Here is a 17,133-nt window from a genome sequence, read left to right on the forward strand (position 1 = left end):
GTATCGAGCGACGGACGGACTGGCATGACCACTGCGGCACCACCCACCCGGCGGGACATCGCCTACCGGGGTTTCCACCTGCCGGCCGACCTGAGCAGCGGCAGCGGCGAAGACCTGCTCGCCGACGGTCGAGGGCTCGTCCTCGACGGCGTCGCCGAACGGGGCACCTGGACGTCGCCGCCGGTACCGGTCGGCTTCGCCGTCGCCGAGGTGGTGCCGTCCTGGACGGCGGACACCCCCGACGGCTGCTGGATCGAGGTGGACCTGCGCGGCTGGCACGACGACGCGCCCAGCACCGACTGGTACCGGCTGGCCCGCTGGGCCGCCGGCGACGACACCGTACGGCGCACCTCGCTGCCCGGACAGCGCGACACTGCCGCCCGGGTCGACACCGACACCCTGATCGTGACCGGAGCGACGGTCACCGGTTGGCAGACGCGGGTGACCTTGTGCCGGCCCGCCGGCAACCCGACCGGCCCGGTGCTGCGCAGCATCGGCGCTGTCGCCACCGGCCCCGCGACGGTCGACCAGGGGTACACGGGGGAACCCGTCTCGTCCGCCGCCTGGGGCCGGGTGCTGGACGTGCCCCGCTACTCGCAGCGGCTGCACGCCGGCCAGTACCCGCAGTGGGGTGGTGGCGGGGACTCCTGGTGCAGCCCCACCTGCACCTCGATGGTGCTCGCCTACTGGGGCGCCGAGCCGACGCCGGACCGCTACGCCTGGGTGGAGCCGTCCGGCCCGCGTCCGGTGGTGGTCCACGCCGCCCGGCACTGCTACGACCACGCGTACGCCGGGGCCGGCAACTGGCCGTTCAACACCGCGTACGCCGGTCTGCACGGGGTGGACGCGTTCGTCACCCGGCTGCGGTCGCTGGTCGAGGCGGAGGAGTTCGTCGCCGCCGGCATCCCCCTGATCGTCTCCGCCGCGTTTCGGGCCCATGAGGTGCCGGGGCTCGGGTACGACACCGGTGGGCACCTGATGGCCCTGGTCGGTTTCAGCGCCGACGGCGACCCGGTGCTCAACGACCCGTACGCCCCGGACGACGACGCGGTCCGTCGCACAGTGCCCCGGCAGGCGTTCGAGGCGGTCTGGCAACGGGGCAGCGGCGGGGTGGCGTACGTGTTGCGACCCGCGTCGGTGCCGCTGCCCCCGCCACCCGCCCAGGCCAACTGGTGATCAGTCGGTCAGTTTCCAGAGCTGGTACCCGCCGGCCGCACTGCACACCAGGTAGCCGGTGATCGCCTGACACTCCCCGGTGGCGTCGGGCAGCACGTCCACGATGCGCACCTCTCCGGCGTCGACGTCCAACTCACCGACGAGCACCCCTGCGTCGGGGTGCCGCCGTATGCCGACCAACCGGCCGCCGGGGCCGAGTTGGTACAGCTCCCACCGGCCCAGGTCGGCCACCTGCTGGCCGGTCAGCGCATCGAGCACGATGTACTGCTCCAGCGGACCGATTCCGCTGATGTTGGCCATCAGCCGGCCGCCGGTCGGCCAGGCCCACCCCCACTGGGTGCTGCTCCAGCGCACCTCGCCGGTTGCCGGGTCGAGCGCCTGTAGCTCGTTGTTGCCGGTACGCACACACAGGACGGGGCCGCAGTCCAGCGCGAAGTCGATGTGGAGCCGGGCGCGGGTCCAGCGGGCCTCAAGCTGGTCCAGCCCGTACGCGGTGACAGTGCCCGAGCCTCTGTCGATGGCCAGAAGCAGGTCCTTCGTCAGGTCCAGGCCGATCCGACCACCGTCGGGCGGGCGCAGGTCGGCGCGGGCCAGCACCGCGCCGGTGATCGCGTCGCGTACCTCGACCGGCCCGTCCGCCTCGCTGAGCACCACCCGGTCCACCCCGCGCTCGGTGCCCCGCACAGTCGTCTCGGCGCTGGCGCCGGAGAGCTGCCAACGCACGGTGCCGCAGCACGGATCGACCGCGCGCAGAGTGGACGGTAAGGTCTCGCCGCCGCTACGCAGCAGCACGTTGCCGTCGGTCAGCTTGGAGACGGTGCCTGGCTGCTGCCACCGGTACGCCCCGGTCGCCCGGTCCAGCGCGACGGTGATCGTGTCCCGACCCTCCGGGCCGATCTCGTAGCCGGTGGCCAGCAGCATCCCGGCCAGTGGAGTCATCCCCCAGTACCTGGCCTCCGCCGACAGCGGCGCCTGCCAGACCGGCTCGCCGCCGGGTAACCGGTAGGCGGACACCCGCGCCCGTCGGGTCGTGGTGTTGGTCGGCTCCAGGACCAGGAGGAGGTCACCGTCGACCATGACGTCGGACCCGGACCGGACCGGCAGCGTCACCGGGGCCGGCCGGGATGGTGTGACGACGGAACCGGCGAGCGTGACGAGCGCGAGCACCACGACCAGCGCCACGCGCAGCGGACGACCATGAGCGCGGGGCGGGCGGGGCACCGGGTCCGGGTCCGGGTCGTGCCGCAGCTCACCGAGGTCGATCACCGGCCCGGTCATCGCGTCAACCGCCACAGCGCGGTGGTGCCGTCGAGGCGCTGGCAGAGCAGGACCGGCAGGGACGCCTGGCAGCTGCCGGCGATACCCGGCAGCACGTCGACGATCCGCGTCCGACCGGCCACCAGGTCCAGTTCGGCGACGACCATCCGACCGTCGTCACTTCGCCGCACACCGACCAACGGATCGTCCGGTCCCAGCACCGGCATCAGACTCCACACGCCCAGTTCGGTTCGTACCTGCCCGGTGGCCGCGTCCCGCACCGCGTACCCCTGGCCGGGCCTGGCCATCAGCAGCCGACCGTAGCGGACGTCGGCCAGGACGTCCTGGCCCGGTTCCGACCACCGCACCGAGCCGGTGGCCGGGTCGAGCACCTGGAGGCCGCCGGTCTGCGGCACCGCGCAGAGCAGACCGCCGCATTCGAGCGCATGCGACACCAACGTCACCTCCGCCGTCCACCGTGGCTCCAACTCGGCCAGCCCGAAGCTCACCAGCCGGGTGCTGCCCGGCGGAACGAGCAGCAGCAGGTCGGCGACGATCTGCACCCGCTGGTACGCCGACCGGTCACCGGGCAGCGTGTCGATGCTGCGCAGCAGCTGGCCGGTGTCGGCGTCGTGCACCTGCACCTCGCCGGTCGGTTGCAGGAGCACGAACCGGTCGACCTGCCCCTCTGACGTGAGGTGGTAGGTGGGGCTGGCGGCCGGCGGGAGCGGCACCGACCAGAGCACCAGGCCGGTGTCGGGCTCCACCCCGCTCATCGCGCCCGACCCGTCCTCTCGGCCATTGGTCACCAGCAGGCCACCGCGAGGGGTCGGCTGGGGAGCACCGGGATGCTGCCAGCGTTGCTGGCCCGTCGCGCTGTCGAAGGCGGTGGTCTGGAACCGCCGATTCGGGGCGGTGACCGCCAGCGCCAGCACCAGACCCCGTTCGACCCGGACCTCGAGGTAGTTGGCCGTGCGGGCCAGCGGCGCCTGCCACCGCCGCCGCACCCCGACGCCGGTCGGTGCCGGCTGGGCGTACGCGGTCAGGTACCGCTCCCCGTCGGGTGCCGGCGGATCGACCACGTAGACCCCGTCCCCGGCCAGATACGCGGTGGCCATCCGCGACCCCGGCACCACGCTCACCGTGCGCTGCGTCGGCGGCGCGGCACCGGCCAGCATCACCAGGCTGAGAAGCAACACAGTCGCGCTGCGCAGCGGGCGACCGACGGCGCGCGGGCGGCGAACCGGAGGTGCCGACGTGGGCTCGTCGCTGATCTCGCCCAGCTCGATGATCGACAACGACCGTCCTTCCGTCACCAGGTAAGGCTGGCCGACGAGTCACCGTCCGGCAAACCGACCGTCAGCGCACCGGCCCGGCAAAAGTGACGGAACCCCGCCTGTACGATGGCGCGTCGTGGCTGTGCCGGTGGTAGACCCTTCGCTGATTCCCGTGACCGACGCCGACCCGGTCGAGGCCGAGTCGACACGGCGGCCTCGACGCCGTCCGGCCCGAGCCGACCTGTTGGCCCTCGGAGCCTATGTGCTGCTCGGCGTCTTCGTCTGCCTCAACTACTGGGGTGACGTCAACGGCCGGGTCTCCTCGCACCTGCCCACCGACCACAGTTGGTTCGAGTGGCTGTTCGCGCACGGCGAGTACTCGGTGCGGCACCTGGAGAACCCGCTGTTCACGGCCCGTCAGAACGCCCCGGACGGGGTGAACATGATGGCCAACACCTCGCTGCTCGGGGTGACCCTGCCGCTGGCCCCGCTGACCATGCTGCTCGGCCCCCAGGTGATGTACGCCGTCTACCTGGGCGCGGCGCTGGCGGCCACCGCCGGCACCGGGTACTGGATGCTCTCCCGCCACCTGGTGCGCTCCCGGGCGGCGGCGTTCGTCGGCGGCGCCTTCCTCGGCTTCGCGCCGGGAATCATCCACCACGCCAACGGCCAACCGAACTTCGTCTCGAACTTCCTGCTCCCGCTGATCGTGGTGCGGGTGCTGACCCTGGGTGAGCCGGGCCGGTGGCGCCGCAACGGCCTCGTGCTCGGTGCGCTGGTGGCGTACCAGATCTTCATCAACGAGGAGATGCTGCTGCTCACCGCGCTGGCCTGCCTGGTCATCGTGCTGGCGTACGCCGTGCAGCGGCCGCGGGCCACCCGGGCCGCCGCCGGCACCTTCCTGGCCGGACTCGGCGTCGCCGGCGGGCTGGCGCTGGTGCTCACCGCGTACCCGATCTGGTTCCAGTTCAACGGCCCGCAGTCCTACCGGGGCCTGCAGGGTGGCGTGTTCCACAACTGGGGCGAGGACCTGGTCGCCTTCGTCACGTTCGCCAGGGACACCTGGGCCGGTGACCCGGCAGTGGAGAAGACGATCGGTCTGACCGAGCAGAACACCTGGTTCGGTTGGCCGCTGGTGCTGCTCTCGGTGGTGGCTCTGGTGCTGCTCGTACGCCGCTCGCTGGCCGCCCGGATCGCCGCGGTGCTCATCGTGGTGTTCAGCGTGGCCGCGATCGGGCCGTTCGTGCGCTTCAACGGTGTGGAGACCGGCGTGCGCGGCCCGTGGTCGTACGTGTCGGACGACCTGCCGCTGGTCGAGATGATGATGCCGACCCGGTTGACGCTGGTGGTCGCGGCCGCGGTGGGCGTACTGCTCGCGTTGACCTGGGACGCCGCGCACCGCCAGGGGCGCGCGGTGGCCGACCGGCCGCGGGTGCCGGCCCAGCGCGTCGACGACGCGACTCCGGCGACGACCGACGACGCGCCGGCCGCGCCGGCCGCCTCCCGCCGCCGGTGGCTGCGCCCGGTGGGGTACGCGGCGGTCGCCCTCGCCGTGCTGCCGCTCTTCCCCCGCCCGCTGCCCGCTCAGCAGATCGACCCGCCGCCGCACTTCATCACCGCGGGCGGCTGGCGGCCGTATGTGCCGGCGGGTCGCACCCTGGTGCCGGTGCCGATCCCGAGCAACGTGCACGGTCTGCCGACGCTGCGGTGGAGTGCGCTGACCGGGCAGGAGTTCCCCGTTCCGGGCGGCTACTTCATCGGCCCGAACGAGCTGGATGAGGGGGTCTTCGGCGCGCCGAACCGACCAACCAGCACCCTCATCTACTCGACAATGGACAGTGGCACGGTTCCGGCGCTGACCGACGAGAACCGCCGGCAGGCCGTCGAGGATCTACGGTTCTGGCGGGCGTCGGTGGTGGTGCTCGGGGCGCACCCCCGCGAGGCGGTGCTCCGTGAGCTGGTCACCGCCCTGATCGGGCCACCGCAGCGGGTGGACGACGTCTGGGTCTGGGACGTGCGCGCCCTGGTGGGTTAGTCAGCCGACCCGGTCCCGGACGTCCCACAACCATCCGCCGTCGACCGGTCGGCCCGGGCCGAGCAGGTCGTCGACGGTTCGGCGGACCGGGTCACCGTGCTCCAGGTGCCCGAGTACGACCACGGCGGCACGCCAGTGCCGCAGGTCCTCGACCGCCTGGCGGCGGGCGGCGTCGTCGAGCGCCGGCACCACGCCGGTCTCGGCCACCTGCCGCAGCAGCACCGACGTGGGCCGGTCCGGCGCGCCCCAGCGGGCCGCCGGGTCGTCCGGGGCGCTGGGGCCGATGAAGTAACCGCCCGGCGCGGCGAACTCCAAACCGGTACGGGCGGACCAGAGCATCACCGGGCTGCGCCCGGCACCGGTGACCGGGGGCACCGCGACCACCGTCCGACCGGGCGGCACCAGCGGACGCCAGCCACCGGCGGCGAGAAACTCCGGCACCGGCGCGACCGGCACGACGCGGATCGGCGTCGGAAACAGGGGCAGCAACGCGGCGGCGACCGCGCCGGCCCACAGCAGCCGCACCGGTAGGCCCGGTGCCACGTTCGGCCCCCGCGCGGCCCGGACCCGGTCCACTGACAGCGCCACCAGCACCCCCAGCACCGGTACGCAGACCAGCGCGAACCGGGCCGGCACCGCGAGATCGAGCAACGGCAACCCACCGACCAGCCGGTACAGCCCCGGAATGCCGGTGGCCGCACCGTCCACCCGCAACTCGTCGCCGAGCGAGAGCAGGGCGAAGACCACGCCGCAGGCGGCCAGTGCCCGGACCAGCGGTCGTCGCCACTGCCAGATCACGATCACCACGGCGAGCACCAGCAGGCCCGGGCCGAAGAACGAGTTCTCCTCGGTCGGATTCGGCGAGAGCAGCCCTGGCAGCCAGTCGTCACCCAGCACTGTCTGCCGGGCCGACGCGGTGAACGAGGCGACGTCCAGTTGGAAGCCCTGCGTGGCGAACGCCATCCCGGAGTAGTGCTGCGGGCCGTAGAACTGGAACCACAACGGGTACGCCAGCGGCACCCCCGCCACGCCGGCGGCCACCGCGAGCCGACCGCAGAGGGCCGGCGCCAGCCGCCGTGCGGCCACCCGGTCGGCGAGCGCGTAACCCAACGCGAAGACGCCGGCCGCGAGCACCAGGAAGACCAGCACCTCCTCGCCGATGAAGACCTGCCAGACGAGCAGCAGCCCCAGGCCGACGCCGGGCCGCCACACGCCGTCTCGTGTCGTCTTCGAGGCCGGCCGGAACACCAGGGCGAGGATCGCGGGCACCAGGAACTGGGCGGCGATGTGCAGGTGGGCCCCCGCCTGGGCGATCATGCCCGGGGCGAAGCCACAGATCAGCCCACCCACCGCGGCAGGGGCCCGGGTGCCGACCAGCCGGCGGCGCAGCAGCACGTACCAGGCGACGGCGGACCCGGCGAGGCAGCAGACGACCGCCACGCAGAACGCCACCTGCGAGCCGAAGAGCACTGTGACCGGAGTGAGCGGAACACCCAGACCGAGCACCGACGTGTTCGCCATCAGGTTGACCCCGTCGGGCGCGTTCAACGCGGTGCTGAAGAGCGGGTTCTCCCCCTCGACCACCGCATGCGCGGCGTGAGCCAGCATCCACTCGAAGAGGATCTGGTCACCCGCCTGGTGGAACAGCCGCCACGGGTGACTCCACTGCCCGCTGGTCACCAGCACCGCGAGGCCCAGATAGCCGGCCACCACCAGCGCGTCCCGCAGCCAGGCCGAGCGGGACGCGCCGACCGTCGCCGGGGGCGAGATGTTCGGGGACGTCGTCCCGGTGGTCATCAGACCGAACGGTCGGTGAGCGTCCGGACGTCCCAGACCCAGACGTCCAACTCCTGGCGGCCCGGACCGACAAGCTCCTCGACAGTACGACGCAGTGGCTCGACGTTCTGCTGCCGCACCGGCAGCACCAGGATCGCCGCCCGCCAGTGCCGCAGCTCGTCGGCGAAGCGCCGACGCTGCCGGTCGTCAAGCTTGGGCGTACGCCCGGTGGTCGCCACCTCCTCCAACATCTGACCCACGCCGCTGGGACGACCGCCGAACCGGCCCGCGTCACCGGTGTTGCCGTTGCGGGGCGCGAGGAAGTAACCGCCTGGGATCTTGAAGTCGAGGTTGGTGGCCGCCGCCCAGCGCATGCCGTGCGTGTTGCCCATGCTGGGCACCGGGATCGGCACCAGCGTCTGGTCCGGCCCGACGTACGCCCGCCACCGGTCCGCCGTGATGAAGTCCGGCACCGGCGGCCGGGAGACCATCCGCAGCGGCATCGGTGCGATCGGCAGCAACGCGAAGGCCAGGCCCGCGGCGGTCAGCACCCGGACGGTACGGCGGTCGGCCGGGCGTAGCGCCCAGGCCCGCTCGACGGCGAGCGCCAGCAGCAGGCCGATCACCACGCTGGTGATGAGCCCGAACCGGGTCGGCACCACCGCGTCCAGCAGCGGAAGGTGGACCAACCACTGCCACGGTCCGGTGATCAGCTCGCGGTCCCACCAGGACACCCGCTCGCCAAGGGACAGCACGGCGAAGAACACGCCGGTCGCCGCGAGCGCCCGAACGATCAACTCCCGGCGCAGCCAGACCACGATGCCGATGGCCAGCATCGACAGGCTCCAGCCGAAGAAGGCGTTCTCCTCGGAGTAGTTCGGCGCCAGGTTGATGTTGGCTCGCTGGTTGCCGCCGAGGGTGGGCGAGCCGGGGGCGAAGAAGGCGGCGATGTCGTTGCCGTAGTCCTTCACCGCGTCGCTGAGCCCGTGGTAGGCCATCGGCCCGGCGAACTGCACGTAGAGCGGGTACGCCAGCAGCGCCCCCGCCAGCAGCGCGCAGGTCACCACGCCGACGCCCAGAGGCCGCCAGGCCGCTCGCCACCGGGCCGGCTCCTGAGCCAGCACCGCCAGCAGGAAGACGCCGCAGGCCAGCGCCGTGAAGAGCAGGATCTCCTCGTTGATGAACGCCTGCGCGGTGACCAGCAGGGCGAGCAGCGCCCCGTCCCGAACCGGTTTTCCGGAGCGGGTGAGCACCAGCACCCGCCACACGATGAACGGCAGCAGGAACTGGCTGATGATGTTCGGGTGCCAACTGGCGTGCGAGAGCATCGCGGGCGAGAAACCGCAGAACCAGCCGCCGACCGCCGCCGCGAGCGGGGTACGCACCAGGTGGCGGGAGAGCATCAGGTACCAGGCCATGGCGGTGCCGGCGAGACCGAGCGTGACCAGCACCACGAAGGAGACCGCCGGCCCGAAGAGCAGCGTCACCGGGACCATCGGAATGCCCAGCGCCAACACGGCAGTGTTGGCCATCAGGTTGACGCCGTCCGGGTAGTTGAACTGCTCGGTGTAGAACGGGTACTCGCCGTGCAGCACCACGCGTACCGAGTGGGCGAGGAAGAACTGCACCTGCGCCGGGTCACCGGTGTAGAGCGAGGCCACCCGACCGGAGGGGTCCAACCAGATCCGGCTGGTCACCCAGAGTGCGGCGAGCAGGAACAGCCCGCCCACCGCCAGATGCTGCCGCCGCCGGGTCCACCGCCGCCACCGTGCTCGCGTCGGCACCGCGCTCTCGGCCGGCGCTCCGGGTTCGGCGGGCGCTCCTGGGGCGGCCGGCGCTTCGGGATCGGCTGGCGCTGTGGCCGGGTCGGCCGGCGCTTCGGGATCGGCCGGCGCTGTGGTGGGGGCGGCCAGCGCGGGCGGGCCGGCGAAGAGACCGGCCGGTGTGCGGTAGCTCACCAGCTCGGCGGAGTCGGCTACCGCCTCCGGGTGCGGCGCGGGCAGGGCGCGGGACTCGGCAGGCGTCACAGTCGGCGGAGTCTACCGGAGTAACCAAAACGCCCTAAACCCCCGGTGGTGTCCATTGTGGTGCTTCGGGTGCCGGCCAACTGAGGCGCCGCATCGGACATCTCGTACTATGGCGCTTTCCGACAGCGACGGCGAGGCGATCGGGGGCGGTCCAGATGATTCCAGGCCGTCGGTACGGCAGGGCGCTTCCCGTCCTGCTGAGCGCGCTGCTGGCCGGCACCGCCTGCGGTCCGGTTGCCGAGCGGAAGCCGCAGGACCTCCGGGTCGGGTACGACAGCCTGGACGGCACCCTCGCCGTGTGGCCGCCCCGGGGCGACCTCTCCAGCGACGCCACGGCGACGTCGGCGGTCACCGCGGCGGTCCGGAGCTGGCGGTCGCCGGCCGACGACCGCGCGCACCTGCCCTCGTCGGGCATCCTCTTCTCCGGTCGGGTCGACGGCGCCCCGGTGGCGCTGGTGGCCGCCGACGTGCCCGGCGAAAGCGCATCCTGGCTTCTGCAACTGACTCGCGAGGGCGACCGGTACACGGTGACCCGCGCCACCGAATACACCGATCCGGGTTACCTCGTCTACTCCGACGTGCTGCCGGTGCAGACGGCCGGCGGCCGGCGTTACCTGGTCTCGGCCCGGGTGCAGAGCCTCCTCGGGCCCAAGGACCGGACGTTGACCATCGCGGACGGTCTCAGCGCACCGGTCGACGTGCCGTCCTGCACCGCCGTCGGCGTGACCGCGACCCTGCGAACCACGGAGTCGCTCCCCCGTGGTCGGGCCGCCGACCGGCTGCTCGACCTGGGCACCGGCACCGTTGACCCGCGCTACCCGTTGGTCCGCGACGAGTCCGGCACGGGCCGGCGTGCGCTCACCGGTCTGGACACCTGCGTGCTGTCCGGCGACCGGGGCCCCTTCGGCAGCATCCCGCGCCGGATCGGGGACCGGGACGCCCCACGCTCGGTGCCGACGTCCTGGCCGATGGCGAAACTCACCGTACGCTCGCTCGGCGAAGTTGCCCTCGGCGGCGGCGAGCCGGCCGAGTTGCAGCAGCTCAGCTGGGACACCGACGCCGGCGCGATGACGGCGGTGATCTATCGACCTGCCGACGGGAGCGCGCCCGTCGTCTCACCCGCCGACCGGGCCACCCCGTTGCAGGCGTACCAACTGCCGGTGCCCGGTCAGCCGCTGGTGGTGCTGAGCTGGCGGGCCACCCGGGACAGCTCCCTGTCCGTTCCGCCGGGCACTCCCCTGCTGGTCGAGCGCCCCGGCCTGGTGGTCGTCCCCACCCCGTCCCGCTCCCAGACCTACAGCCTCGCCAACACCGACAAAACCCACTACCGCTCAATCTCCCCCCGCTAACCCACCCGCCCCGCCCCCTCACCCCGCCAGACCGGGCCGGGCCGGGCCGGGCCGGGCCGGGCCGGGCCGGGCCGGGCCGGGCCGGAGCAGGCCCTCAGCCGGCCTCACCCCGCTCACCCCGCTCAGCCCGCCCAGCCCGCTCAGCCCGCTCAGCCCGCTCAGCCGCGTCGATCTTGCACTTTCTGTGCCGACAAAACGGGCTCAAGGCGCATTACGTCGACCGAAAGTGCAAGATCGGCGCGGGAAGGGCGCGGGCGGCGCGGTGGGGGTGGGAAGGGTTGGGCGGTGGCGGTGGGGCGGATATGGAGACGTCGGGCGTCCCGCCGCACCCCGCCACGCCACGCTGCACCCGGCCACGCCGCACCGCACCCCGCCACGCCGCACCCCGCCGCTCCGCCGCCCCCGCCACCCCCGCCACCCCCGCCACCCCTCCGCAAAGTCGATCATGGAGTTGTGGTGGGCAACTACTGGCCATACGCACCTTTTGCGGGGCACCACAAGTCCTTGATCGACGCAGCCGAGGCGGAGCTGGGGCGGGGCGGGGCGGGGCAGTCAGTCGGAGGGCTTGGGCGCTGCGGGCTGGGGACTGCGGACTGCGGACTGCGGGCTGGGGGCTGCGGACTGCGGGCTGGGGGCTGGGGGCTGGGGGCTGGGGGCTGGGGGTGGATATGCGACGGCGGGCGTCCCGAGGGACGCCCGCCGTTGTTTGTTCTCGTCAGTTCTGTGCGGCTGCGTCGCTGGGGGTGAGGCGGTCCGGGGTGGCGTCCAGGCCGGAGATCCAACCGGTGACGTTGCGGGCCACGTCCTGAGCGGTCAGGCCCAGGTCGGCGAGGATCTGCGCGCGGGTGCCGTGCGGGTGCCAGTCGGCCGGTACACCCAGGTCCTTGAGCGGCACCCGGACGTCGGCGTCGCGCATCGCCTGGGCGAGCGCGTCGCCCACCCCGCCGACCCGGACGCCGTCCTCGACGCTGACCACGAGCCGGTGGCGGGCGGCCAGGTCGACCAGTTCCGCCGGGACCGGGCGCACCCAGCGGGGGTCGACGACGGTGACGCCGTAGCCCTGCTCGGCGACCCGGGCGGCCACCTCCATGCCCAACTGGCCGAAGGAGCCGACGGCGACGAGCAGCACGTCGGTACGGGCGGACTCGGCCAGCACGTCGACAGTGCCGACCCGGCGCAGCGCCGGCAGGTCCGCGGCGACCGCACCGGTTGGGAACCGCACCACTGTCGGACCGTTGTCGACGGCCATCGCCTCGCGCAGTTCCTCGCGCAGGGTGGCGGCGTCGCGGGGAGCGGCGATCCGCAGCCCCGGCACCACACCGAAGACCGACATGTCCCAGATGCCGTAGTGGCTGGGCCCGTCCGGGCCGGTGATGCCCGCCCGGTCCAGTACGAAGGTCACCGGCAGCTTGTGCATCGCCACGTCCAGCAGGACCTGGTCGAAGGCACGGTTGAGGAAGGTGGCGTAGACCGCCACCACCGGGTGCAGGCCACCGAGCGCCAGACCGGCCGCCGAGGTGGCCGCGTGCTGCTCGGCGATGCCCACGTCGTACACCCGCTCGGGGTACTTGCGGGCCAGCTTGGCGATGCCGGTGGGCTCGGCCATGGCGGCGGTGATGCCCACCACGTCCGGGCGCTCGTCAGCGATGGCCAGCAGCTCGTCGGCGAAGACGTGCGTCCACTTCACCGACGGGGCGGCGAGCAGCGCGCCGGTCTCCACGTCGAAGGCGCTGCCGGGGCCGTGCAGGCAGTCGGCCTCGTCCTCCTCGGCGGGACGGTAGCCGTAGCCCTTGCGGGTGACGGCGTGCACGATGACCGGGCCGCCGAAGTTCTTGGCCGCGCGCAGCGCCGCCTCGACCGCCGTCACGTCGTGCCCGTCCACCGGGCCCACGTACTTGATGCCCAGGTCCTCGAACATGGCCTGCGGGGCGACCGCGTCCTTGATGCCCTTCTTGACCGCGTGCAGCACCTCGTACATCGGCTTGCCGACGAGCGGCGTGGAGCCGAGGGCGTCCTTGACGGTGTCGAGGACCTTCTCGTAGCCGGGGTTGAGCCGCAGCGAGGAGAGGTGGTCGGCCAGCCCGCCGATGGTCGGCGAGTAGGACCGGCCGTTGTCGTTGACCACGATCACGAGGGAGTTGCCGGCGGTGGCGATGTTGTTCAGCGCCTCCCAGCACATGCCGCCGGTCAGCGCGCCGTCGCCGACCACGGCCACGACGCTGCGCGCCTCGCCCCGGAGGGCGTACGCCTTGGCGAGGCCGTCGGCGTAGGACAGCGCGGTGGAAGCGTGCGAGTTCTCGATGAGGTCGTGCTCGCTCTCCGCCTGGCTGGGGTAGCCGGAGAGGCCACCGCGCTGGCGGAGCTTGTCGAAGCCGGCCTGACGCCCGGTAAGGATCTTGTGTACGTACGCCTGGTGGCCGGTGTCGAACAGGAGCCGGTCCCGGGGTGAGTCGAAGACGCGATGCATGGCGAGCGTCAGCTCGACCACACCGAGGTTGGGCCCGACGTGCCCGCCGGTGCGGGAGACCTTGGTGATCAGGAAGTCCCGGATCTCGGCGGCGAGGACGTCCAGTTCCTCGCCGGACATCCGCTTGACGTCCTGCGGACCGCGAACCGTCCCCAGCAGCCGGCCGTGGTTGGCCGTGTCCTCTTCAACACTCATGACCGGAGAGTCTATCGGCCCCCCGGTACTCCGCAGCCCGGCCCGAGCCGCACGCACCCGGGCCGGGCCGGAAGTGGGCAGCTGAGCACCCGGTCAGGCGCCGACGCGGGTGTTCTACCGCACGTCCGGGGGAAGCAGCAGCCCGACCTGCTCGACGTGCTGCGTCATCGGGAAGAGGTCGAATCCGCGCAGCGCCGCCAACCGCCAGCCCAGCCCGGCGAAGGTACGCACGTCCCGGGCGAAGGCGGCCGGGTCGCAGGCCACGTACGCGACCGCCCGCGGGCCCGCGGCGACCAGCGCGCGGACCACCTGGGCTCCGGCCCCGGAGCGCGGCGGGTCGAGCACCACCACGTCGACCGGGCCGGTGATCCGTCGGCGGGCCAGCGCGGTCTCCACCCGTGCCGACACCACCTCGACGCTGGGCTGGTCGGCGAGGTTCTTTCGGGCGGCGGCGACACCCTGCGCCGCCGCTTCGACAACTGTCACCCGGCCGGTGGCGCCGACCCGTGCGGCCAGCCCGGCGGCGAACAGCCCAGCGCCGCCGTAGAGGTCCCAGGCGACCTCGCCCGGCTGCGGGTCCAGCAACTCCAGCACGGCTGCGGAGAGGGCGTCCGCGGCGGCCGGGTGCACCTGCCAGAACGCGGAAGCGGGCAGCGTCCAGTCCCGTCCGGCGGCGACCTCGCGGACCTCGGTCGGGCCACTGACCGGGGCGGGCGCCCCGTCGCGGATCTCCGTGACGGTGACGTCTCCGCCGGTGCTGGCGACGGTCTCCACCGCCTCGGCGGCCGGCCAGCGCGCACCGGTGGGGGTGAGCACCGGAAGCTGCTGGATGGCCGGGTGGGCGATCCGGCAGCGGTCGATCGGCACCACCTCGTGCGAGCGGTGCTTGAGCAGGCCGGCACGGTCGGCGGCGTCGACCGCGTAACGGACCCGGGAGCGCCAGCCGAGCAGCCCACCGGGCAACGCCTCGACGCGCACGCCGAGCCGGTCCAGCTCGACGTCGGTCAGCCCACCGAGGCGGACCAACTGCTCGCGGACCACTGCGGTCTTCCAGGCCAGCTGGGCGGCCGGTGCGACGTGCTGGAGGTCGCAGCCCCCGCAGGCACCCGGCTTCGCGTACGGGCAGGGCGGCTCGACCCGGTCCGGTGAGGGCTCCAGCACTGTCACCGCGTCGGCCCGGACGAACCCCCGGTGCACCTCGGTGACCTCGGCGACGACCCGCTCACCCGGCAGCGCGTGCCGGACGAAGACCACCTGCCCGTCCACCCGGGCGACACAGTGCCCGCCGGGCGCGACCGCGTCGACGGTCAGCTCGACCCGGTCCGTCTCGGCCAGGCCCCGCTCGAACGCCGGTGAGGCCGACGCCGACGGCGTCCCGGGTGTCGCGGTCCGCTGACCGCCTGGCTCAGTCACGAGTGTTCCCCATCGTTGCGCTGCTCTCAGGACCGCCCTCGCCGGGCGGCGCGGCGGCCACCGGCGGTGCGGCGACCGGCGCTGGCACGGCGCTCCGTGGCCCACGCGCCGGTGTCCGGGACAGTGTGGCGTCCAGCCGGTCCAGGTTCTTGCTCGCTGTCGACGCGAGCTGCCACGGCACGCTGACCACCATGACCCCCGGTTCGAAGAGCAGCCGGCCCTTGAGGCGCAGGGCGCTCTGGTTGTGCAGCAGGTTCTCCCACCAACGGCCGACCACGTACTCGGGGATGAACACGGTGACCACGTCCCGGGGCGACTTGCGGCGGGTGGAGGCGACGAAGTCGAGGATCGGGCGGGTGATCTCCCGGTACGGCGAGTCGATCACGGTGAGCGGAATGGCCATCTCCCGTCGCTCCCAGTCGGCCTGGAGGTCCCGGGTGTCCTTCTCGTCCACGTTGACCGTCACCGCGGTGAGCGTGTCCGGCCGGGTGGCGCGGGCGTAGGCGATGGCCCGCAGCGTCGGCTGGTGCAGCTTGCTGACCAGCACGATGGCGTGGTTGCGGGCGGGCAGCACGGCCCGGCCCTCGTCCGGCGGGGTCAGCTCGACGGCGATCCGGTCGTAGTGCCGGCGGATCGCCAGCATCAGCACATAGATCACCGCCATCGCGGCGATGGCGATCCAGGCACCGAGCAGGAACTTCGTGATCAGGACGATCACCAGCACCGCGCCGGTCAGGCCCGCGCCGAAGGTGTTGATGGCACGCGAGCGGTACATCCGGCGGCGCGCCTCCGGGTCCCGCTCGGTGCGCAGGTGCCGGTTCCAGTGCCGGATCATGCCGGCCTGGGAGACGGTGAACGAGACGAAGACCCCGACGATGTAGAGCTGGATGAGTCGGGTCACCTCGGCCTGGAAACCGACGATCAGCACGATCGCGAAGAGAGCCAGGAAGACGATGCCGTTGGAGAAGGCCAGCCGGTCGCCCCGGGTGTGGAACTGGCGGGGCAGGTAGCGGTCCTGGGCGAGGATCGAGCCGAGCACCGGGAAACCGTTGAACGCGGTGTTCGCGGCCAGGAAGAGGATCAGGGCGGTCATCCCGGCCACCACGTAGAGCAGGATCGACCCGGAGCCGAAGACCGTCTCGCCGAGCTGGGTGGTGACCGTCTTCTGCACGTACCCCTCGGGGCCGGAGATGATCTGGAGGCCCGGGTCCTCCACGAACTGGAGGTGGGTCAGCCGGGACAACCAGATGATCCCGACCAGCATGCTCACCGAGATGGTGCCGAGCAGCAGCAGGGTGGTGGCGGCGTTGCGGCTCTTCGGCGCCTTGAACGCCGGCACCCCGTTGGAGATCGCCTCGACACCGGTGAGCGCGGCGGCGCCCGAGCTGAACGTCCGCAGCAGCAGGAAGATGAGCGCGAAACCGGTCACACTGTGCTCGGCCTGGATCACCAGGTCGGCGCTCGGCGCGCGCAGCTCGTCACCCAGCACGAAGACCCGGAACAGACCGGTGAGCAGCATGCCGCCCATCACGATCACGAAGCCGTAGGTGGGGATGGCGAACGCCGTGCCCGACTCGCGCAGACCACGCAGGTTGACCGCGCTCAGCAGGACGACAGCGCTCACCGCGATCAGGACCTTGTGGGTGGCCACGAACGGCACCACCGAGCCCAGGTTGGCCACCCCGGAGGAGACCGACACCGCCACCGTGAGCACGTAGTCGACCAGCAACGCGCTGGCCACCCCGACGCCGAACTTCGGCCCCAGGTTGACAGTGGCCACCTCGTAGTCGCCGCCACCGGACGGGTAGGCGTGCACGTTCTGCCGGTAGCTCGCCACCACGGTGAGCATGACCACGACCACGGCCAGCGCGATCCACGGCGAGAAGACGTACGCGGAGGCACCGGCGATGGAGAGGGTCAGCAGGATCTCGTCGGGCGCGTACGCGACGCTGGACAGCGCGTCGGACGCGAACACGGGCAGCGCGATGCGCTTCGGCAGGAGGGTGTGCTGGAGCCGGTCGGACCGGAACGGTCGACCGAGAAGAAGCCGCTTCAGCAGCGAGGTGGGACTGGCCACGAACGCCAAGAGTACGACCACCACGGCGGGGGCGCGGGGGTGGGCGATCACCGCTGCTCGCGACGGCGGGGTACGGTCGGTCCC

At 72.6% G+C, this 17,133-nt stretch carries 10 protein-coding genes; 3 read left to right on the top strand and 7 right to left on the bottom strand.

The annotated features are described in order from the left end of the window. The first annotated feature begins 24 nt into the window (after positions 1-24). The gene (locus AB0B68_RS21035; RefSeq protein WP_357261913.1) at positions 25-1,176 is read left to right on the top strand and encodes a peptidase C39 family protein; all 1,152 of its coding nucleotides are present in this window, start codon (positions 25-27) and stop codon (positions 1,174-1,176) included. Here AB0B68_RS21035 and AB0B68_RS21040 read toward each other — a convergent pair whose 3' ends face one another. Beyond that, positions 1,177-2,454, bottom strand: a complete 1,278-nt coding sequence (locus AB0B68_RS21040) for a PQQ-binding-like beta-propeller repeat protein (RefSeq protein ID WP_357261916.1) — start codon at positions 2,452-2,454, stop codon at positions 1,177-1,179. Continuing rightward, positions 2,451-3,749, bottom strand: coding sequence for a PQQ-binding-like beta-propeller repeat protein (locus tag AB0B68_RS21045; protein WP_357261919.1), 1,299 nt, complete (start codon positions 3,747-3,749; stop codon positions 2,451-2,453). Before AB0B68_RS21045 ends, AB0B68_RS21040 begins: the two co-directional genes overlap by 4 nt. Before the next feature lie 133 nt (positions 3,750-3,882). On the opposite strand from AB0B68_RS21045, the gene AB0B68_RS21050 reads away from it, so the two are divergent. Beyond that, positions 3,883-5,745 carry a hypothetical protein gene (locus tag AB0B68_RS21050; RefSeq protein WP_357261922.1) on the top strand — a complete coding sequence of 621 codons (1,863 nt, stop codon included), beginning with the start codon at positions 3,883-3,885 and terminating at the stop codon, positions 5,743-5,745. Here the strand turns inward: AB0B68_RS21050 and AB0B68_RS21055 are convergent, their stop codons facing one another. Both AB0B68_RS21055 and AB0B68_RS21060 read right to left on the bottom strand, forming a co-directional pair. Next, complete coding sequence (locus tag AB0B68_RS21055) at positions 5,746-7,542, bottom strand: hypothetical protein (RefSeq protein WP_357206243.1); 1,797 nt, start codon at positions 7,540-7,542, stop codon at positions 5,746-5,748. Further along, entirely contained in the window at positions 7,542-9,305 is a 1,764-nt protein-coding gene (locus tag AB0B68_RS21060; RefSeq protein ID WP_357261949.1) for a hypothetical protein, read from the bottom strand. The genes AB0B68_RS21055 and AB0B68_RS21060 overlap by 1 nt, the downstream gene beginning before the upstream one ends. A 398-nt stretch (positions 9,306-9,703) precedes the next feature. On the opposite strand from AB0B68_RS21060, the gene AB0B68_RS21065 reads away from it, so the two are divergent. Next, complete coding sequence (locus AB0B68_RS21065) at positions 9,704-10,897, top strand: hypothetical protein (RefSeq protein ID WP_357261925.1); 1,194 nt, start codon at positions 9,704-9,706, stop codon at positions 10,895-10,897. A gap of 715 nt (positions 10,898-11,612) precedes the next feature. Here AB0B68_RS21065 and dxs read toward each other — a convergent pair. The 3 genes from dxs to AB0B68_RS21080 form a co-directional block, all read right to left on the bottom strand. After that, positions 11,613-13,559 (bottom strand): 1-deoxy-D-xylulose-5-phosphate synthase, encoded by a 1,947-nt coding sequence (dxs, locus tag AB0B68_RS21070; RefSeq protein ID WP_355009346.1) that lies wholly within the window; start codon positions 13,557-13,559, stop codon positions 11,613-11,615. 114 nt (positions 13,560-13,673) lie between these two features. Continuing rightward, positions 13,674-14,894, bottom strand: a complete 1,221-nt coding sequence (locus AB0B68_RS21075) for a TRAM domain-containing protein (RefSeq protein WP_357261952.1) — start codon at positions 14,892-14,894, stop codon at positions 13,674-13,676. A 70-nt stretch (positions 14,895-14,964) separates the two neighbouring features. Further along, the gene (locus AB0B68_RS21080) at positions 14,965-17,049 is read right to left on the bottom strand and encodes an APC family permease (protein ID WP_357261928.1); all 2,085 of its coding nucleotides are present in this window, start codon (positions 17,047-17,049) and stop codon (positions 14,965-14,967) included. Between the last annotated feature and the right edge of the window lie 84 nt (positions 17,050-17,133).

It is taken from the genome of Micromonospora sp. NPDC049049 (assembly GCF_040649115.1).
In the GTDB taxonomy this organism is placed as follows: Bacteria; Actinomycetota; Actinomycetes; order Mycobacteriales; family Micromonosporaceae; genus Micromonospora.